The sequence below is a fragment of the Pseudomonas sp. NLJ1 genome (genome assembly GCF_049486705.1).
Classification (GTDB): Bacteria; Pseudomonadota; Gammaproteobacteria; order Pseudomonadales; family Pseudomonadaceae; genus Aquipseudomonas; species Aquipseudomonas inefficax.
Window position 1 is genome coordinate 4,975,635 of sequence record NZ_CP137735.1, and the last position, 16,590, is coordinate 4,992,224.

16 protein-coding genes and 1 pseudogene are annotated in these 16,590 nt (G+C 64.1%); 9 read left to right on the top strand and 8 right to left on the bottom strand.

What is annotated here, in order from left to right:
- Window positions 1–19 precede the first annotated feature (19 nt).
- Window positions 20–334 carry an NIPSNAP family protein gene (locus R9B85_RS22510; protein ID WP_013972037.1) on the top strand — a complete coding sequence of 105 codons (315 nt, stop codon included), beginning with the start codon at window positions 20–22 and terminating at the stop codon, window positions 332–334.
- 32 nt (window positions 335–366) lie between these two features.
- The gene (locus tag R9B85_RS22515; RefSeq protein ID WP_112252257.1) at window positions 367–1,143 is read left to right on the top strand and encodes an SDR family oxidoreductase; all 777 of its coding nucleotides are present in this window, start codon (window positions 367–369) and stop codon (window positions 1,141–1,143) included.
- Window positions 1,144–1,299: 156 nt separating this feature from the next.
- On the opposite strand, the gene R9B85_RS22520 is transcribed toward R9B85_RS22515, so the two are convergent.
- The 5 genes from R9B85_RS22520 to R9B85_RS22540 form a co-directional block, all read right to left on the bottom strand.
- On the bottom strand, window positions 1,300–2,235 hold the full coding sequence (locus tag R9B85_RS22520; protein ID WP_133971488.1) for a cyclase family protein: 936 nt from the start codon (window positions 2,233–2,235) through the stop codon (window positions 1,300–1,302).
- Window positions 2,236–2,333: 98 nt separating this feature from the next.
- On the bottom strand, window positions 2,334–2,876 hold the full coding sequence (locus tag R9B85_RS22525; RefSeq protein ID WP_112252255.1) for a WYL domain-containing protein: 543 nt from the start codon (window positions 2,874–2,876) through the stop codon (window positions 2,334–2,336).
- Window positions 2,877–2,981: 105 nt separating this feature from the next.
- Entirely contained in the window at window positions 2,982–3,968 is a 987-nt protein-coding gene (locus R9B85_RS22530; RefSeq protein WP_423770586.1) for a zinc-binding dehydrogenase, read from the bottom strand.
- Between the two features lie 113 nt (window positions 3,969–4,081).
- On the bottom strand, window positions 4,082–4,879 hold the full coding sequence (locus R9B85_RS22535) for an SDR family NAD(P)-dependent oxidoreductase (protein WP_112252253.1): 798 nt from the start codon (window positions 4,877–4,879) through the stop codon (window positions 4,082–4,084).
- 113 nt (window positions 4,880–4,992) lie between these two features.
- Window positions 4,993–5,889 (bottom strand): LysR family transcriptional regulator, encoded by an 897-nt coding sequence (locus tag R9B85_RS22540; protein WP_112252252.1) that lies wholly within the window; start codon window positions 5,887–5,889, stop codon window positions 4,993–4,995.
- A gap of 376 nt (window positions 5,890–6,265) precedes the next feature.
- On the opposite strand from R9B85_RS22540, the gene R9B85_RS22545 reads away from it, so the two are divergent.
- The 4 genes from R9B85_RS22545 to R9B85_RS22560 all read left to right on the top strand — a co-directional run bounded on the left by R9B85_RS22545 (window position 6,266) and on the right by R9B85_RS22560 (window position 9,351).
- A complete protein-coding gene (locus tag R9B85_RS22545) occupies window positions 6,266–7,459 on the top strand; it encodes an MFS transporter (RefSeq protein WP_423770587.1) in 1,194 nt (397 codons plus the stop codon).
- Between the two features lie 30 nt (window positions 7,460–7,489).
- Window positions 7,490–8,596, top strand: coding sequence for an alkene reductase (locus tag R9B85_RS22550; protein ID WP_423770588.1), 1,107 nt, complete (start codon window positions 7,490–7,492; stop codon window positions 8,594–8,596).
- Window positions 8,597–8,834: 238 nt separating this feature from the next.
- The gene (locus R9B85_RS22555) at window positions 8,835–9,080 is read left to right on the top strand and encodes a type II toxin-antitoxin system Phd/YefM family antitoxin (protein ID WP_013972043.1); all 246 of its coding nucleotides are present in this window, start codon (window positions 8,835–8,837) and stop codon (window positions 9,078–9,080) included.
- Complete coding sequence (locus tag R9B85_RS22560; protein ID WP_112252248.1) at window positions 9,070–9,351, top strand: type II toxin-antitoxin system RelE family toxin; 282 nt, start codon at window positions 9,070–9,072, stop codon at window positions 9,349–9,351. Before R9B85_RS22555 ends, R9B85_RS22560 begins: the two co-directional genes overlap by 11 nt.
- 15 nt (window positions 9,352–9,366) lie before the next feature.
- On the opposite strand, the pseudogene R9B85_RS22565 reads toward R9B85_RS22560, so the two are convergent.
- A pseudogene (locus tag R9B85_RS22565) lies at window positions 9,367–9,995 on the bottom strand (BRCT domain-containing protein).
- 124 nt (window positions 9,996–10,119) lie between these two features.
- On the bottom strand, window positions 10,120–11,025 hold the full coding sequence (locus tag R9B85_RS22570) for a LysR family transcriptional regulator (protein WP_207879517.1): 906 nt from the start codon (window positions 11,023–11,025) through the stop codon (window positions 10,120–10,122).
- A gap of 291 nt (window positions 11,026–11,316) precedes the next feature.
- Here R9B85_RS22570 and R9B85_RS22575 point away from each other — a divergent pair, with 291 nt between their 5' ends.
- The 3 genes from R9B85_RS22575 to R9B85_RS22585 are packed head-to-tail and all read left to right on the top strand — an operon-like array spanning window position 11,317 to window position 14,912.
- Window positions 11,317–12,621 (top strand): MFS transporter, encoded by a 1,305-nt coding sequence (locus R9B85_RS22575; protein ID WP_112252246.1) that lies wholly within the window; start codon window positions 11,317–11,319, stop codon window positions 12,619–12,621.
- Window positions 12,622–12,651: 30 nt separating this feature from the next.
- Window positions 12,652–13,893, top strand: coding sequence for a Zn-dependent hydrolase (locus tag R9B85_RS22580; protein ID WP_423770589.1), 1,242 nt, complete (start codon window positions 12,652–12,654; stop codon window positions 13,891–13,893).
- Window positions 13,893–14,912 (top strand): histone deacetylase family protein, encoded by a 1,020-nt coding sequence (locus tag R9B85_RS22585; protein ID WP_423770590.1) that lies wholly within the window; start codon window positions 13,893–13,895, stop codon window positions 14,910–14,912. Before R9B85_RS22580 ends, R9B85_RS22585 begins: the two co-directional genes overlap by 1 nt.
- Before the next feature lie 237 nt (window positions 14,913–15,149).
- On the opposite strand, the gene R9B85_RS22590 is transcribed toward R9B85_RS22585, so the two are convergent.
- Entirely contained in the window at window positions 15,150–16,574 is a 1,425-nt protein-coding gene (locus tag R9B85_RS22590; RefSeq protein WP_423770591.1) for a PLP-dependent aminotransferase family protein, read from the bottom strand.
- Window positions 16,575–16,590 lie beyond the last annotated feature (16 nt).

Here is a 16,590-nt window from a genome sequence, read left to right on the forward strand (position 1 = left end):
CCTTAACGGAACCACGACCATGTTCTATGAAATGCGTACCTACACCCTGCACATCGGCAAGATGAAGCAATACCTGGAGCACTTCGAAAAGGAAGGCTTGCCGGTGATCTCGCGCTACGCCAAGCTGGTGGGCTGGTGGTACACCGAGATTGGCGAACTGAACCAGGTGGTGCACATCTGGGCCTACGAGAGCCTTGACGACCGCATCGAGCGCCGCGCGGCCCTGTACCGTGATGCGGACTGGCTGGAGCGCTTCATCCCCGTAGCTTTCCCGATGCTGGTGCGGATGGAATCGAAGCTGTTGATGCCTGCCGCGTTTTCGCCGATCCAGTGACCTGTAACTGCATTGCATCAAGGAGCAACCCAATGGATCTAGGCATTACCGGCCGCTGGGCCATCGTCTGCGCGGCCAGCCAGGGCCTGGGCAAAGGCTGCGCCGAGGCGCTGGGCAAAGAGGGCGTCAACCTGGTCATCAATGCCCGCACCCAGGCCACCCTGGAGCAGACTGCCGCCGAGTTGCGCGCGGCCTGCCCGGGCATCGAAGTGCGCACCGTGGCCGGTGATGTCGCTGACGCCGAAGTGCGCCAGGCGCTGCTGGCAGCCTGCCCGCAGGTGGATATCCTGGTCAACAATGCCGGCGGCCCGCCTCCGGGCGACTTCCGCGACTGGGGCCGCGAAGACTGGCTGAAGGCACTGGACGCCAACATGCTTACCCCCATCGAGCTGATCAAGGCGGTGGTCGATGGCATGGCCGAGCGCGGGTTCGGCCGAGTGGTGAACATCACCTCCGGCGCGGTGAAGGCGCCGATCGATATTCTTGGCTTGTCCAATGGTGCACGCAGTGGCCTGACCGGCTTCATCGCCGGCCTGGCCCGTCAGCAGCGCCTGGCGGGCAGCAACGTGACGCTGAATAACCTGCTGCCTGGGGCGTTCGACACGGCGCGCCTGCAGAAGACCTTGAAGGCGGCAGGTGGCGATGTGCAAGCAACCGCCCAGGCGCGGCGCAAGGCCATCCCGGCGGCGCGCTTTGGCAGTGCCGATGAATTCGGTGCTTACTGCGCGTTTTTGTGCAGTGCGCATGCCGGGTACATCACCGGGCAGAACCTGTTGATCGATGGTGGGGCGTTCCCCGGTACGTTCTGAATCGCCTGACTTAACTGTCATTCGAAACAAAACGCAGCCCCCTGTGGGAGCGGGTTCACCCGCGAAGAAGGCGACACGGTGTATGGCACCGGCTTCGCCGGTGTTCGCGGGTAAACCCGCTCCCACAGGTACCGTGTCATCCTTCAGGCGTGGCGATCAGTGAATCGCGACAGGGTTGATGTTCACCTGGGTCGAGCCCTTGTACAGCGGCTGGCCCAGCACGAACAGGAACTCGAACGCCTTGTCCTTCACCAGTGCGCGGGTGTCGATCAGCTCCAGGTTGTAGATGCCGCGCTTGGCCAGCATGAACTGATTGACCGGGAATTCTTCGCCGGTCGGGTTCGGGTACACCTCCGACGCCCAGGTATCGCCACCAAAGGCGACAATGCCCTGGTCCGCCAGCCACTCGGCAGCCGGCAGGTCGATGCCCGGTTCGGTGGCGAGGAATTGCTGGTTGTCCTTGCCGATCAGTTCCAGCCAACCGGTGTTGAACAGCACCACGTCACCCTTGCGCAGGGTAATGCCTTCTTTCTTCAGCACAGCCTTGATGTCGTCGACGGTGAACGAGGTGCCACCGGGCACGATGGTCTTGCCGTAATGAGCGGTCATGTCCAGCACCACGCCGCGGGTGACCATGGGCGGTACCTTTTCCACACCCAGCTTGGTCACGCCTTCGACGGTGACGAAGTCGGCGGCCTTGTTGCCGTTGTAGTAGACGTTGTCGATACCGATGTGGCCGATGCCGTTGAGCTGGGTGCCGACGCCGGTCCAGCCGTTGACCAGTTCATCGTTGAAGCTGAACTTGTTGCGGCCCAGGGTCTGGCCGGCCTGCTCGCCAGGCTGGATGTTGTACAGGTGGAAGCTGCGGTGGCGGAAGGCTGGCAGGTCTTTGCTCACCGGTACGGCCAGCGGGTAGGTCTTGCCGGTCTTGACCAGGCCGACCGCCTGCTTGACCACTTCGGGGGTGAGCAGGTTGGCGGCACCGATTTCATCCTGCTTGCCGTAGGGCGAGGTCTGCCAGTCGGCGGCCAGAGTGGCCTGGGCAGTGGTCGCCAGGGCGACGGCGAGCAGCAGGGGCTTGAAGCGTTTCATCGGGTACTCCTGATAGTGAGGCGTTGTCAGGAGCAGATTCTGCGCAAGGCCACCCATGGGAAAAAGCGGCCCGGGGGACAATGACTTTTGCTTGCCGGTCAACAACCTCCCTCGTGCAGCGCCAGGCTCTGGCGCAACTGCTCGAGCATGGCCTGGCGCAGTGCCTGCGGTGCCTGCACACGGATCGAGCCGGCCTGGGACAGCAGCCAGCCCATCAGCGCACGGTTGTCGTCGACGGTTGCGACCAAGGTGGCGCCGCCGTCCGCTAGCAGCGTCAGTTGCATATCTGCAGACAGTGGCGACGCATCCAGGCGCCGGGCCAGCGCATCATCGACCCAGGCGTGCAACTCGATGGGTTGCGGGGGTGTGAGCGCATCGGGCTGCAACTGCTGCACTTCGCCTGGGCCAAGGCCCGGTTGCCAATACCAGCCGTAGGGCATGCCTTTGCTGTTGCACTGCAGCGGGAACAGCGCTGCGAGTTCGATCAGGTCGCGCTCGACGGTGCGTTTGCTGGTGATATGGCCCACGGTTGCCAGGGCGGCCTGCAACTGGGTGGAACTCATCCCCGGGTGGCGGCCGGGCAGCAGCTTGAGCAGCTGCCACTGGCGAGCAATGGTGTGGCGGGTAGGGTTGCTGGGCAAAGGGCTCGTCCTTGAAGGCAGGCCGAAGCCTGCCTGGGTGGTGGCGTTTAGCTATTGCCCAGCATACCTTGTAGCAGAATGGGATCCAAGTTTCGCGCGCGGCGTTCAGCCGAGGCGCGTCACCCATTTGCCTGAGCCTTGGCCCTCTTTCAGCTGCCGTAGAGCCTGTGGCAGTGTCGAGAAGGCGAACTCGCGGCGCTGTGGCGTGATCAGGCTGCCATCGGCGACGGCCTGCAGCAGTCGTTCACCGGCCACGCGCAGGGCTTGGCGATCTGCCAACCGGCCGTGGGCATGAATGCTGTTGAGCGCCACTTCATGCAGCGAGATCGCTGTGCTGAAGGCGGGCGTCGGCGCTGTTTCCTGGCGGTCCTGAATGCACACCAGGTGGCCGTTGTAGCCGAGCAGGTGGGCAAGGCTGCCTGCATGGGGGCCGCTGACGGTGTCGAACAGGGCATGCAGCGGGCGCTCGCCCAAGGCGGCCTGCAGTTGGTTCTGCCAGTCAGCGTCGTGGTAATCGAACACCCCGCTCACTCCGAGGGCCTTGAGCGTGGCGTGGTGGCGTTGGCCGGCACTGGCCCATACGCGCAGGCCACGTTGCGCGGCCAGTTGCGCGAGGTAGAAGCCCACCGCGCCACCGGCGCCGATCACCAGCACGTCGCGGCTGGCACCCTCGGGTACTTTGGCCAGGGCCTGCCAGGCGGTCAGGGCGGGGCAGGGCACGGCGGCCGCGGCAGTGTCGCTGAGGGCGCTTGGGACATGCATCACCAGGCTTGCATCGAGCAGGCAGTGCTCGGCAAAACTGCCGTCACGCGCCAGCGATTGGTGGTAGGCAACGCGGCTGCCCAAAGGCATGTCGACGCCTGCGCCAACGGCGACTACCACGCCGGCGCCATCCACGCCCGGGACCGTGCCCTGCTGCCAGGCCGGGTGGCCCCACTCGCAGATCTTCCAGTCCACCGGGTTGAGGGCAATGGCGCGGTTGGCCACCAGCACCTCACCGTGGCCGGGTTTTGGCAGGGGTTTACGCAGCAGTTGCAGGCCGTCGAGGCCGGCGTTCGGGGTCCAGGCCCAGGCTTGATGATCGGTTGGCATGGTGCGGGTCCTTTCGAGACGGGTGTGGGCGGCAGGCTAGCGGGGATCGGGCGGGAGAAACAGGTGCGGTGAGGGCAAGGTGTCTTGATTTCAGGGCAAAAGTCTGGGGCTGCTCAGATAGCCAGGCTGTCGACCACGCCGCCATCGACCCGCAGCGCTGCCCCGGTAGTGGCGGAGGAGTAAGGGGAGGCGAGGTACACCGCCAGGTGGGCAACTTCGTCGACATCGGCGGCGCGCTGGATGATCGAGCTTGGCCGCGCAGTCCGCACGAAGTTGTCGGCTTCTTCACGAATGCTGCGCCCGGACGCCTCGGCTGCATCAGCCACCAGCGCGGCCACGCCGTCGGTCAGGGTCGGGCCAGGCAACACTGCGTTCACGGTTACCCCGGTGCCGGCCAGGCGCTTGGCCAGACCATGCGATACCGCCAGGTTGGCAGCCTTGGTCACGCCGTAGTTGATCATGTCGGCAGGGATGGCGATGCCCGATTCCGAGGAGATGAACAGGATCCGACCCCAACCTTTCTCGACCATGCCCGGGGCATAGTGGCGGGCCAGGCGCACGCCGCTCAGCACGTTGGTGTCGTAGAAGCGCGTCCACTCGCTGTCGGCCACATCGAAGAAGTCGACGTCGTCGTAGATACCCAGGTTGTTGACCAGTATGTCGGCCCGTGGGTGAGCGGCGAACAGGGTTTCGGCACCCGCGGCGGTGCCCAGGTCGGCGACCACACCGTGGACCTGCCCACTGCCACCTTGCTCGCGCAGTTCGGCCATGGCGGCATCCAGTGACTTCTGGCTGCGGCCGGCAATGACTACGTCAGCGTTGGCGCGGGCCAGGCCGCGGGCGATAGCCAGACCAATACCGCCGGTCGAGCCGCTGATGATGGCGGTGCGTCCGCCGAGGTCGATGTTCATGGAATGGCTCCTGTGGGTGAGTTGCATCGATGGGAGCCATCCTAGAGAACCACCGTCAGACTGTAAAAGACGGAGTTCGACTGAGTTCAGACCTGAGTTGGCTTATCAAGCCCTTACTCGGCCAATGCCAGCACCTGCTCGCGGAAAATGCCCACGATCGGTCGTAGGTCGACCTGGTGCCAGACCGCCCACAACTGCTCGCTGGGCTGGAACCAGTCCAGCTGGCGCAGCACCACGGTCGGCCCGGCGCTGGCCGACAGGCTGCTCTGCACCATTGCCAGGCCTAGCCCGGCCGATACCAGGCCGAGCACGCTCAGCGGGTCGGTAGCCTCCAGCGACAGGCGCGGGGTGAAGCCGGCATCGCCACAGCGGGCGATGAAATCGTCGCGCTTGTGGACCTGGTCTGGCTGGCCGCCGGTGATGATCCAGTCCTGTTCGTGCAGGTCGGCGGGGGCCAGTTCGGCCTTGCTGGCCAGTGGATGCGCGGCCGGGATGGCCAGCAGCAACGGGTCGTCCAGCACCGGCTGGCCGCGCAGGTCGGGGTCGTCCTTTGGCGGCCGGTCGCAAACCAGAGCAATGTCCAGGCTGCGCTGGCGCAGCCCCTCGAACTGTTCGTTGGAGGTCATGTTGTACAGCGCAATGTGAATGTTCGGGCGTTCGGCACGAATGGCCCGCACCGCGCCCGGCAGCACGCCGGCATGGATGGCGTGGTTGACGTAACCGATGCACAGCCCGCCTTCCTCGCCACGGCCCAGGCGCTTGCCCAGCGATTCCAGGCGCTCGGCATGCTTGAGCAGGCCACGCGCTTCGGCCAGGAAGGTGCGCCCGTCCCTGGTCAGGTACAGGCGCTGGTTGCGCCGTTCGAACAGCGCCAGGCCAAGGTTGTCCTCCAGCTGGGCGATCTGCCGGCTGAGGGGCGATTGGGAAATATGCAGCTGCTCGGCGGCTCGGCCGACGTTTTCGCATTCGGCGACGGCCACGAAGTAGCGCAGCTGACGTAGATCTTGCATGAGACCTCCAGGGACTTAACTATTAGCAATTATGACTTGGGCGGTCTCGATCTTGCCAGCCTGGGATGCGTTCACTTCGTCGGGTTGATGAACGTTGTAAAGCGGCCTTGTGTCGCGAAAAGGCTGCAAGGCAGCCCCAGGGGTTCAGCACAAATGCACAAATTGCTGGGGCTGCTTTGCAGCCCTTTCGCGACACAAGGCCGCTCCTACAAAAGCCGCGCAGGCCGGAACATTGTTTTAAAGTTGACCCGCTTGCAATAGCTTGAAGATAACCTTTGCCTTCAAATCAAAACTCATTGTCCCGTCCCCATCTTTTTCCCATTCCCATGTCCCCCCGAGAATTCACCCATCCCAACCTTCCACAGGTGATTCTCAAATGCCTCTCGCCTTGTTAGCCCTCACCCTGGCGGCCTTCGCCATCGGCACCACGGAGTTCGTGATCGTCGGCCTCATCCCGACCATCGCCAATGACCTGGCAGTCACCCTGCCTTCGGCCGGCCTGCTGGTAAGCCTTTACGCCCTGAGCGTCGCCATCGGCGCGCCCCTGCTCACCGCCATGACCGGCCGCGTGCCGCGCAAGCTGTTACTGGTCGGCCTGATGGCACTGTTCACCGCCGGTAACCTGGTGGCCTGGCAGGCGCCCAGTTACGAATCGCTGATCATGGCGCGCATTCTCACCGGCCTGGCCCACGGGGTGTTCTTCTCGGTCGGCTCGATCATCGCCACCAGCCTGGTGCCGAAAGAAAAAGCCGCCAGCGCTATCGCCACCATGTTCAGTGGCATGACCGTGGCCTTTGTCACCGGTATCCCGCTGGGTACCTTCATCGGCCAGCATTTCGGCTGGCGCGTGACCTTCCTGGTGGTGGCTGCCTTCGGCCTGATGGCGCTGCTCGGCGCACTGCTGTTCGTGCCCAAGCGCATCCAGCACAGCCAGCCGGCACCTCTGCTGCGCCAACTGCGGGTAATGCTGCAACCGCGCCTGCTGCTGGTGTATGCCATGACTGCCGTGGGTTACGGCGGCTCGCTGATCGCCTTCACCTTCCTTGCCCCGATCCTGCAGGACATCGCCGGCTTCGGCGCCAACAGCGTCGCCCTGGTGCTGCTCGCCTACGGTGTCTCGGTTGCCCTGGGCAACATCTGGGGCGGCCGCCTGGCCGACCGCAAAGGCCCGGTCAAGGCACTGTCGATCATCTTCCTGCTGCTGGCCGTGGTGCTGCTGGCGCTGACCTTCACCGCGCCGCATCCGGTGCTGGTGGTAATCACCGTCCTGGCCTGGGGCGCGGTGGCCTTCGGCAATGTGCCGGGCCTGCAGGTGTACGTGGTGCAGCAGGCGGAAAAGGTCGCCCCCGACGCAGTCGACGTAGCTGCCGGTTTCAACATCGCCGCCTTCAACCTGGGTGTTGCCGGTGGTTCCTGGGGCGGTGCCCAGGTGGTGCAACAGCTCGGCCTCGGCCACACCCCGTGGATCGCCGCGCTGGTTACCCTCGGTGCCCTGGCTCTGACCCTGTACAGCGGCCGCCTCGACCGCCGCGTACCTGCCCAGCCACAACCTGTCGTCAGCCGCGCCTGACCCCTGATTCCACTTACGGAGATGCTCGTAATGACTCAAGATCCGCTGTTCCAGCCCCTGCAATTCGGCGCCCTGAACCTGCCCAACCGCGTGCTGATGCCGCCGATGACCCGCTCCCGTGCCGCCCAGCCTGGCGATGTACCGACCGCGCTGATGGCCGAGTACTACGCGCAACGCGCCAGTGCCGGGCTGATCGTCAGTGAAGGCACCTGGATCTCGCCACTGGGCAAGGGTTACGCCCGCACCCCGGGTATCCACACCCAGGCGCAGATCGACGGCTGGCGCCTGGTCACCGAGGCGGTACATGCCGCAGGCGGGCGCATCTTTGCCCAGCTCTGGCATGTCGGCCGCCTCAGCCACAGCAGCCTGCTCAGCGGCCAGGCACCGGTGTCGTCCTCGGCGATGCAGGCCGAAGGCGTGAATGTGTTCATCGACAATGCCGACGGCACGCCAGGCTTTGTCCAGGCCACCAAACCGCGCGCGTTGAGCGAAGCGGAAATTGCCGAGATCATCGAGCAGTACCGCCAGGCTGCGCGCAATGCCATGGTGGCGGGTTTTGACGGTGTCGAATTGCACGCGGCCAACGGTTACCTGGTCAACCAGTTCCTCGACTCCGGCGCCAACGACCGCACCGACCGCTACGGCGGTTCGCTGGAAAACCGCCTGCGTTTCCTCGACCAGGTCAGCCGTGCGTTGGTCGAAGGCACCGGCGATGCGCTGCGCGTAGGCGTACGCCTGGCGCCGCTGACCACGCTCAATGGCTGTGGCGATGCCGACCCGGTCACCACCTATACCGCCGCGGCCAAGCGTCTGGGCGAAATCGGCATTGGTTACCTGCATATTGCCGAAGCCGACTGGGACGACGCGCCGGACATGCCGGTGGACTTCAAGCAGCAGCTGCGGTCGGTGTTCCCCGGGGTGATGGTGTATGCCGGCAAATACACCGGCGAACGTGCACGGCGCGCGCTGGAGGAGGGCTGGGCTGACCTGATCGGCTTCGGCCGACCATTCGTGGCCAACCCCGACCTGCCGGCGCGGCTGAAGCTGAATGCGCCCCTGGCCGAGCACGAACGGGCCACGCTGTTCGGTGGTGATGCCCATGGCCTGACCGACTACCCGGCCCTGGCAACAGCCTGACCCCGACCGCTCCTCATGGAACTGCAAATGACTCGTTGAGTTAGCAGGGACACTGTGGGAGCGGCTTTAGCCGCGAACACCGGCGCAGCCGGTGCCATGCACCGCATTGGATTCAAAGGGCGATCTCCCACAGAGACGGCATTTCGCATGTCGTGTCTCACCGCTGTGCTTGAGCAGTGACGACTTGTTTGTGTCCTATATATGGACCAAAATATGGCTCTCTATTGAGGGTGAAAAAATGCAAAACATATTCGCTGACGTGGCCGTAAGCGTGTCGGAACTGAAAAAGAACCCATCCGCCGTGATGACCGGCGCTGCGGGTATGCCCGTCGCCGTGCTCAATCACAACCGCGTGATGGGTTACATGGTGCCGGCCGAACTGTACGAGGCCATGATGGAGCGCCTGGAAGATCTCGAATTGAGCGAACTGGCCAAGTCGAGGTTGGGTGAAAAAGGCGTACCGGTATCCCTGGATGACCTATGAACTCGAATTCCTGCCTTCGGCGCTGAAAGAGTGGGGCAAGCTAGGCCACACCGTGCGCGAACAGATCAAGAAAAAACTCGCCGAGCGCCTGCAGTCACCCAAGGTACAGGCCGACGCGCTGCGTGACCTGCCGAACCACTACAAAATCAAGCTCAAGGCCTCTGGATATCGCCTCGTCTATCGAGTCGAGGACGAGCGTATCGTTGTAGTGGTGGTATCGGTTGGCAAGCGCGAGCGTAGCGAGGTGTATCGATCCGCTCAGAAGCGGTAAACGCCATCATGGCCATCAACCAAACGCCGCACGCTGCCAATGCGCCTCGCTTACGATCGCAATGTTCGCACCCGCTTCCCTGATTTCCACTGCTCTCTTGATCTTCGTGCCATAACTGCTGTGCAGCCACTGCTCGTTGCCAATACTGCCAATGACCAGGTAGTGGATCTTCTTGCTCACCCCCGCAGCGATTGAACCCCCACGTTCGACTACCAGCGCTTCGCATGCTTTGCGAGGCCCGTAAGCCATTGTGCCGGTAAACAGGAACATACGGCCTGCCCACTCCAGTGTGGGTTCGGGGTTATCGAGTGGCAGTGAGGTGGGTGAAAGAATGGGTTGTCGCTGCAGCGCGGCTTGCCGGTGAACTGCTGCAATAGCTCAAGCAGTTCAGCCGACTCAGCAGCATCCAGCATATTGTCCTTGAGCATGTCGCTCAGGCGCCGGTACAACAAATTGATTACCGGATCCTCAAGATGAACGAGTTGCTGCTCCATCCATCTTTTGAGGAACTCGGCTTCTTGTTGATTGACCTGATTGTCAGCAGTCAGGCCTGCAGCGATTCCAATCAACCCATCAACCGAGCGCTGCGCGATCCGCGCTTCGTGAAAAAAGCAGGTGATCAAAGTGCGGATGGGGTGATGAATAGGGCGTCGAATAACCCCGGTAGCTCGATCCATGACTGAGATTGTCCGTAATGTTCAGTTGATCTGGATGCTACTAATTGGCCACTATCGTGTCCAGTGCTCGCCGACCCCCGCGCTGCGTTCACTACAGGCTCTGCTGCAATGCCTCGATAAACACTTCTTCGGCGCGGCTGAAGCGCTGCTCCCTGTTCCACAACAAGTGAATATCCACATCGGCAATGCCTTCCTGCGGTGGTAGCTTCCACAGCAACCCGGCGTCTACATCCGGTGCCACCACATGCTCGGGCAGGCAGCCTATGCCAAACCCGGCAATCACCAGCCGGCGTACTTCTTCAAGGCTGGGTGACGATGCCACGATCCGCCCGGCAAACCCTTGCTGGTCGCGGAAAATGGTCAGTGGCGACAGCATGCCGCCAATCTGGTCACTGGTGAAGCTGACGAAGTTCTCCCGCTGCAGGTCGCCTTCGGCCTGGCCGAACAGGTCATGGTGCTTGCCACAGAAGAACGCATAGCGCTGGCGCAGGAACAACCGTTGCTCCAGGCGTGGCTGCGCACGCCGGTTCAGGCTGAGGCCCGCCGTTGCGGTTTTTTCCTGCAGGGCGGCGACGATGTCGGAGCTGCGCATCACGTCGATCTCCAGTTCCACCCGCGGGTGCTGGCGGTGGAAGTCGGCGAGGAAGTCGTCGAAGCGTTCGTTGACGATACGGCTGATCATCAGCAGGCGGACCTTGCCCACCAGTTCGTCCGCCGGCTGCTCCAGCAAGCCGCCGATTTGCGACATCTGCCCATAGACCTCGCCGGCCAGCTGGAACAGCTGCTCGCCCATTTCCGTCAGCACGAAGCGCGGCCCGCGGCGGGCAATGAGCTGGCGGCCAAGCTGTTCTTCAAGGCGCTTGAGCGCCTGGCTCACTGCCGGCTGGGTGAGGTGCAGGCGCGCGGCAGCACGGCTGATGGACAACTCCTGGCCGATGACCCGGAAGGTACGCAGCAGGTTCCAGTCGAGGCGGTCGTTGAGCAGACGGTCGGACATGGCAGGGCTCGATAATAAGCAAGGCTAATACTGCGAATAATAAATAGAAAATTGACTAATCATAGCCCCGGGCCGATAAATCGCAGGTATCGAGGCTTGCTGAGTCGGTGCCGGCTTCTTCGCGGGTAAACCCGCTCCCACAGGAACTGCAGCGCTTGCAGGCCTTGTGCAATCCCTGTGGGAGCGGGTTTACCCGCGAAGAAGCTGACACCAGACCAACAGGCCAAGCGCCACAAGAGCGCCACCGTGCCCCCGACAACTCCTGCCAGAACAACAAGCAAAGGAGCCCCCATGAAGCCCACCGCTTCCGCCCAGCCACGCCGTGCCGCCGCCGCCGCGTTCATCGGCACCATGATCGAATGGTACGACTTCTACATCTACGCCACCGCCGCCGCCCTGGTGTTCGGCGCGCTGTTCTTCCCGTCCGACAACAGCCTGTTCAGCACCATGGCAGCGTTCGGCACCTTCGCCGTCGGCTTCTTCGCCCGACCTCTGGGTGGCATCGTCTTCGGCCACGTGGGCGACCGTATCGGCCGCAAGAAGTCGCTGGTCATCACCTTGCTGATGATGGGCATCGTCACCGTATGTATTGGCCTGCTGCCAACTTACGCGCAGATCGGCGCCACCGCACCGGTGCTGCTGATCATCCTGCGGGTGATCCAGGGCATCGCCGTGGGCGGCGAGTGGGGCGGGGCGGTACTGATGGCCGGCGAACATGCGCCCAAGGGCCGGCGCAACTTCTTTGCCTCGTTCGCCCAGCTGGGCAGCCCGGCGGGCCTGATCCTGTCGTTGCTGGCCTTCGGCGTGGTCACCCGCCTGCCGGAGGAAGACCTGATGAGCTGGGGCTGGCGCGTGCCGTTCCTGGCCAGCGCGCTGTTGCTGGTGGTGGGCCTGGCGATTCGCCTGGGGGTCAATGAGTCGCCCGAGTTCATTGCCAGCCGCGAGCAGGCGGTCAAAGCCCAGCGCAAGGAGCAGGCACCGGTACTGGAAGTGCTGCGCACCGCCTGGCGCCCGCTGCTGCTGTGCATCGGGGCCAATACCCTGGGGATCGCCGGGGTCTACTTCACCAACACGTTCATGATCAGCTACACCACCCAGCAATTGCATCTGCAGCGCTCGCTGATCCTCGAATGCCTGTTCTTTGTGGCAATCATCCAGTTCTGCGTGCAGCCGTTGGCCGCGTGGCTGTCGGAAAAGCTCGGCGCCACCCGCTTCCTGGCCCTGGTCGCGCTGCTGGCGATGGCCTCGCCCTACCCGATGTTCGTGCTGGTCAGTTCGGGCCAGGGCCCGTTGATCGTGCTCGGCATCGCCCTGGCGGCCGCGTGCATGGCGTCTTTCTACGCAGTGATCGCCGGCTATGTCAGCGGCATGTTCGACACTCGCGTGCGCTACACCGCCATTTCCCTGGCCTACCAGATCTGCGGCGCCATCGCGGGCGGCCTGACCCCGCTGATCGGTACCTGGCTGGCCCACACCTTCACCGGCCAATGGTGGCCGATGGCGGTGTTCTACACGCTGATTGCAACCATTTCGCTGGTGTGCGTGCTCGCCCTGGCACGCCAGTACGCCCGCAGCCAGCGTCTGGAACTGGCCTGATCGAACCGCTTTTTTCTGGAGTACCCGCACATGTTGAAATGCAATGGCGAACGCCTGTGGGCGAGCCTGATGGCCATGGCCGAAATCGGCGCCACCGCCCGTGGCGGTAGCTGCCGCCTGGCCCTGAGCGACGAGGACAAGGCAGGCCGGGAACTGTTCAGCCATTGGTGCCGCGAAGCCGGCCTGACGCTGACTGTGGATGCCATCGGCAACCTGTTCGCCCGCCGCGCTGGCAGCGACCCGGCTGCAGCGCCGGTGATGATGGGCAGCCACCTCGACACCCAACCTGAGGGCGGCCGTTTCGATGGCGTCTATGGCGTGTTGGCCGGGCTGGAGGTGGTGCGCCGCCTCAACGACCTGAACATTCACACCCGCAAACCGCTGGAAATAGCTGTCTGGACAAACGAGGAGGGCGCCCGCTTCACCCCGGCCATGTTCGGATCGGCGGTGTTCACCGGTACCCTGGCACTGGACGAAGCGCTGGCCATTCGCGACGCCGATGGCATCAGCGTCGCTGACGAACTGCGACGCACCGGTTACGCCGGCCAACGCCCGCTGGGCGGCCCGGTCGATGCCTATTTCGAGGCGCATATCGAGCAAGGTCCGATCCTTGAAGACAACGCCAAGGCCATCGGCGTGGTCAGCGGCGGGCAGGCCATCCGATGGCTGGATGTCAGGGTCGAAGGTATGGCCGCGCATGCCGGTACCACGCCGATGCCGCTGCGCAAGGATGCCCTGTACGGTGCGGCACGGATGATCCAGGCGGTCGAGCAACTGGCTGCCGATTTTGCCCCCGAAGGCCTGACCACGGTGGGTGAACTGTCCATCGCCAAGTCCTCGCGCAACACCATTCCGGGGCTGCTGCAGTTCACCGTCGACTTGCGTCATCACCGAGATGAAGCCATCGAGGCGATGGAGCGCGACCTGACATTGAAGCTGCAAGCCATCGCCGATCAGCGCGGGCTGCAGGTGCGTATCGAGCGCCACTGGGTCAGCCCGGCCACACCATTCGATGCCGGTTGCGTAGCCGCCGTGCAGCAAGCGGTGGACGGCCTCGGTTATGCCCAGCAGTCCATCGTCAGCGGCGCCGGCCACGACGCCATCCTGCTGGCCCGCTACTGCCCGACGGCGATGGTGTTCATCCCCTGCCTCGGCGGCCTGAGCCACAACGAAGCCGAAGACGTGCTGCCCGAGGATGCCCGACAGGGCGTAGACGTACTGCTCAACGCCGCGTTGGCCCGCGCCGGCCAAGTCGAACAAGGAGAAGCCTGATGCGTTGCTACTTCCACCCCGAACAGCTGCTGCACCACCCGCGCAGCTACTACTCGCGCGGCGCCATGCGCACCCCGCAGGAAGTCCCCGAACGCGCCCAGCGCCTGCTGCAGGCCGCCAAGAATCTGGGCTTTGACATCCGCCAGCCTGAGGACGCCGGCCTCGAGCCGCTCAAAGCCGTGCATGGCGAGGCCTACCTGGCCTTTCTCGAAGAGGCCCATGCACGCTGGAAGGAAGTACCCGAGGACTGGGGCGACGAAGTCATGTCCAATATCTTCGTGCGTGAACCCAACGCCCTGCGCGGCATCCTCGCCCAGGCCGGGCGCTACCTGGCTGACGGCAGCTGCCCTGTAGGCGAACACACCTGGCGCTCGGCCTATTGGTCTGCGCAAAGCGCTGTGGCCGGTGCCAAGGCCATTCTCGATGGCGAGCCGGCGGCCTATGCCCTGTGCCGCCCGCCAGGGCACCACGCGCGATTCGATGCGGCCGGTGGTTTCTGCTACCTCAACAACGCCGCTGTCGCTGCCCAGGCCTTGCGCAGCCGCTACAGCCGCGTGGCCATCCTCGATACCGACATGCACCATGGGCAAGGGATTCAGGAGATCTTCTACGACCGCCGGGATGTGCTGTATGTGTCGGTGCATGGCGACCCCACCAATTTCTACCCCGGCGTGGCCGGTTTCGAGGATGAGCGTGGCAGCGGTGCGGGGGAGGGGTACAACCTCAACTTGCCGATGGCGCATGGGGCTAGCGAAGCGGACTTCATGGGCCAGCTGGAGATCGCGCTGGCTGCGGTTAAGGACTTTGGCGCCGAGGCGCTGGTGCTGTCGCTGGGGTTCGATATCTATGAGCTCGACCCGCAGAGCAAGGTGGCGGTGACGACGGAAGGGTTTGCGGTATTGGGCGAGCGGATTCGGGCGATGTGCCTGCCTTGCCTGATCGTGCAGGAAGGGGGATATCACCTGGAGAGCCTGGAGGCGAATGCGCAGGCGTTTTTTGCCGACAAGGCGGACTGGTGATAAGGCCAGGGGCCGGCGGCTGAGGAATGGCTGCCGGCCTCTTCGCGGGTGAACCCGCTCCCACAGGGATCGCGAAGCCCTTGGGCCTTCAGCAGGGCCATTGCTCCCACAGGGATATCACTAACCTCGAGGCTGGTGGGATCCATGTGGGAGCGGGTTTACCCGCGAAGAGGCCGGGGCAGGCAGCCCATCGGCGCCAGCTATGAAGGTGGATTCACGGAAAGCCGAAGTAGCCCGTTACATCCCACCCCGCCGCACATGCTTCACCAGCACCTTCTCCAGCAACTCCCACATCGCAGGCTCGGTACTGAACGCCACGTTGAAGCGCATCCACCCGGTCGCCTTGGCATCGACCATGAACAACTGCCCGGGCCCGAGCATGATGCCTTTCTCCAACGCATCATCCAGCAACGCCGCGCTGTCCGGAATCGCCGGGTGCCGGGTCCAGATATACATCCCTTCATCCGACTCGGTGAACAGCTCGAAGCCCAACCGATGCAGGTGCCGGCCAACTTCCTGGTGCGCCTCGGCCAAACGCTGGCGCAGGCGCTTGAGGTGCTTGCGCCAGCGCCCGTCGATGATCGCGGCATACACCACGCGCTCCATCACCTGCGAGGTAGTCAGGCCCGAGCGCATCTTCAGGTGCAGCAGCTTCTGCATCAGCTCGGGGTTGGCCAGCATGTAGCCGACCCGCACGTTGGGCGAAATGCTTTTCGAGTAGCTGCCCACATACACCACCTGCTGCAGGTGGTCGAGGCTGGCCAGGCACGGCTGTGGTTCGGCGACCATGTCGGCGTACAGGTTGTTCTCCACCAGACGGAAGCCGTGCTGGCTGGCCAGTTGCAGCAGACGGTGCAGCTGCGGCAGCGGGGTGCGCGAGCAGGTCGGGCTGTGCAGGTGTGGCTGGGTGAAGAACGCAGTGGGGCGGTGATGGGTGAGCAACTGCTCCAGCTGGTTCAGGTCGTAGCCGGCCGGTGTGCGCGGCACGCCGACCAAGGTCGCGCCCTGGGTGCGCAGGATGCTCATCAGGTTGGGGTAGCCGGGGTCGTCCACCAGCACCACATCGCCCGGGCGCACCAAGGTACGCGCGGCCAGGTCCAGGGCCTGGCTGGCGCCATGGGTGAGCATCAGCTGCGCCGGGTTGGCAACGATCGACAGTTCCTGCTGCAGGTTTTGCGCGGTCAGCGCGCGCAGCTCCGGCAGGCCCATGGGGTCGCCATAGCCCGACAGCTCCAGCGGGCTGCCGGCCACCTGGCGCAAGCCGCGGCGCAGGCCGTCTTCGTACATCCAGTCGTTGGGCAACCAGCCGCACCCCGGCTTGAACGGCAACTGGCGGATTTCGAAGATCTGCTGCAGGTACCACTCGGAGTTGAACGTTGGTCGACTGGTGTCGGCCTCGGTGTTGTGCGGGTCGAGCAGTTCGCCGGCCGCCCGGTTGACAAAGAACCCCGCGTTGCCACGGCTCACCAGCAGGCCTTGGGCGACCAGGCGGTCGTAGGCCTCGACCACGGTGAAGGTGCTCACCGAATAGCTCGCGGCAAAGGCGCGGATCGAGGGGACCTTGGCGCCTGGCTTGAGGGTCTGGTTGTCGATCAGCTCGCGCAGCCCGTCGATGATCTGGTTCACCAGCGGGGTCGAGGAGTCTGGATGTAATTCGAACATTCGGGGCCTTCAGGGT

Coding starts and splice junctions, on each gene's coding strand:
- R9B85_RS22510 (WP_013972037.1), top strand. CDS start 20: ATGTTCTATGAAATGCGTACCTACACCCTGCACATCGGCAAGATGAAG.
- R9B85_RS22515 (WP_112252257.1), top strand. CDS start 367: ATGGATCTAGGCATTACCGGCCGCTGGGCCATCGTCTGCGCGGCCAGC.
- R9B85_RS22520 (WP_133971488.1), bottom strand. CDS start 2,235: ATGAAACGCTTCAAGCCCCTGCTGCTCGCCGTCGCCCTGGCGACCACT.
- R9B85_RS22530 (WP_423770586.1), bottom strand. CDS start 3,968: ATGCCAACCGATCATCAAGCCTGGGCCTGGACCCCGAACGCCGGCCTC.
- R9B85_RS22535 (WP_112252253.1), bottom strand. CDS start 4,879: ATGAACATCGACCTCGGCGGACGCACCGCCATCATCAGCGGCTCGACC.
- R9B85_RS22540 (WP_112252252.1), bottom strand. CDS start 5,889: ATGCAAGATCTACGTCAGCTGCGCTACTTCGTGGCCGTCGCCGAATGC.
- R9B85_RS22545 (WP_423770587.1), top strand. CDS start 6,266: ATGCCTCTCGCCTTGTTAGCCCTCACCCTGGCGGCCTTCGCCATCGGC.
- R9B85_RS22550 (WP_423770588.1), top strand. CDS start 7,490: ATGACTCAAGATCCGCTGTTCCAGCCCCTGCAATTCGGCGCCCTGAAC.
- R9B85_RS22555 (WP_013972043.1), top strand. CDS start 8,835: ATGCAAAACATATTCGCTGACGTGGCCGTAAGCGTGTCGGAACTGAAA.
- R9B85_RS22560 (WP_112252248.1), top strand. CDS start 9,070: ATGACCTATGAACTCGAATTCCTGCCTTCGGCGCTGAAAGAGTGGGGC.
- R9B85_RS22570 (WP_207879517.1), bottom strand. CDS start 11,025: ATGTCCGACCGTCTGCTCAACGACCGCCTCGACTGGAACCTGCTGCGT.
- R9B85_RS22575 (WP_112252246.1), top strand. CDS start 11,317: ATGAAGCCCACCGCTTCCGCCCAGCCACGCCGTGCCGCCGCCGCCGCG.
- R9B85_RS22580 (WP_423770589.1), top strand. CDS start 12,652: ATGTTGAAATGCAATGGCGAACGCCTGTGGGCGAGCCTGATGGCCATG.
- R9B85_RS22585 (WP_423770590.1), top strand. CDS start 13,893: ATGCGTTGCTACTTCCACCCCGAACAGCTGCTGCACCACCCGCGCAGC.
- R9B85_RS22590 (WP_423770591.1), bottom strand. CDS start 16,574: ATGTTCGAATTACATCCAGACTCCTCGACCCCGCTGGTGAACCAGATC.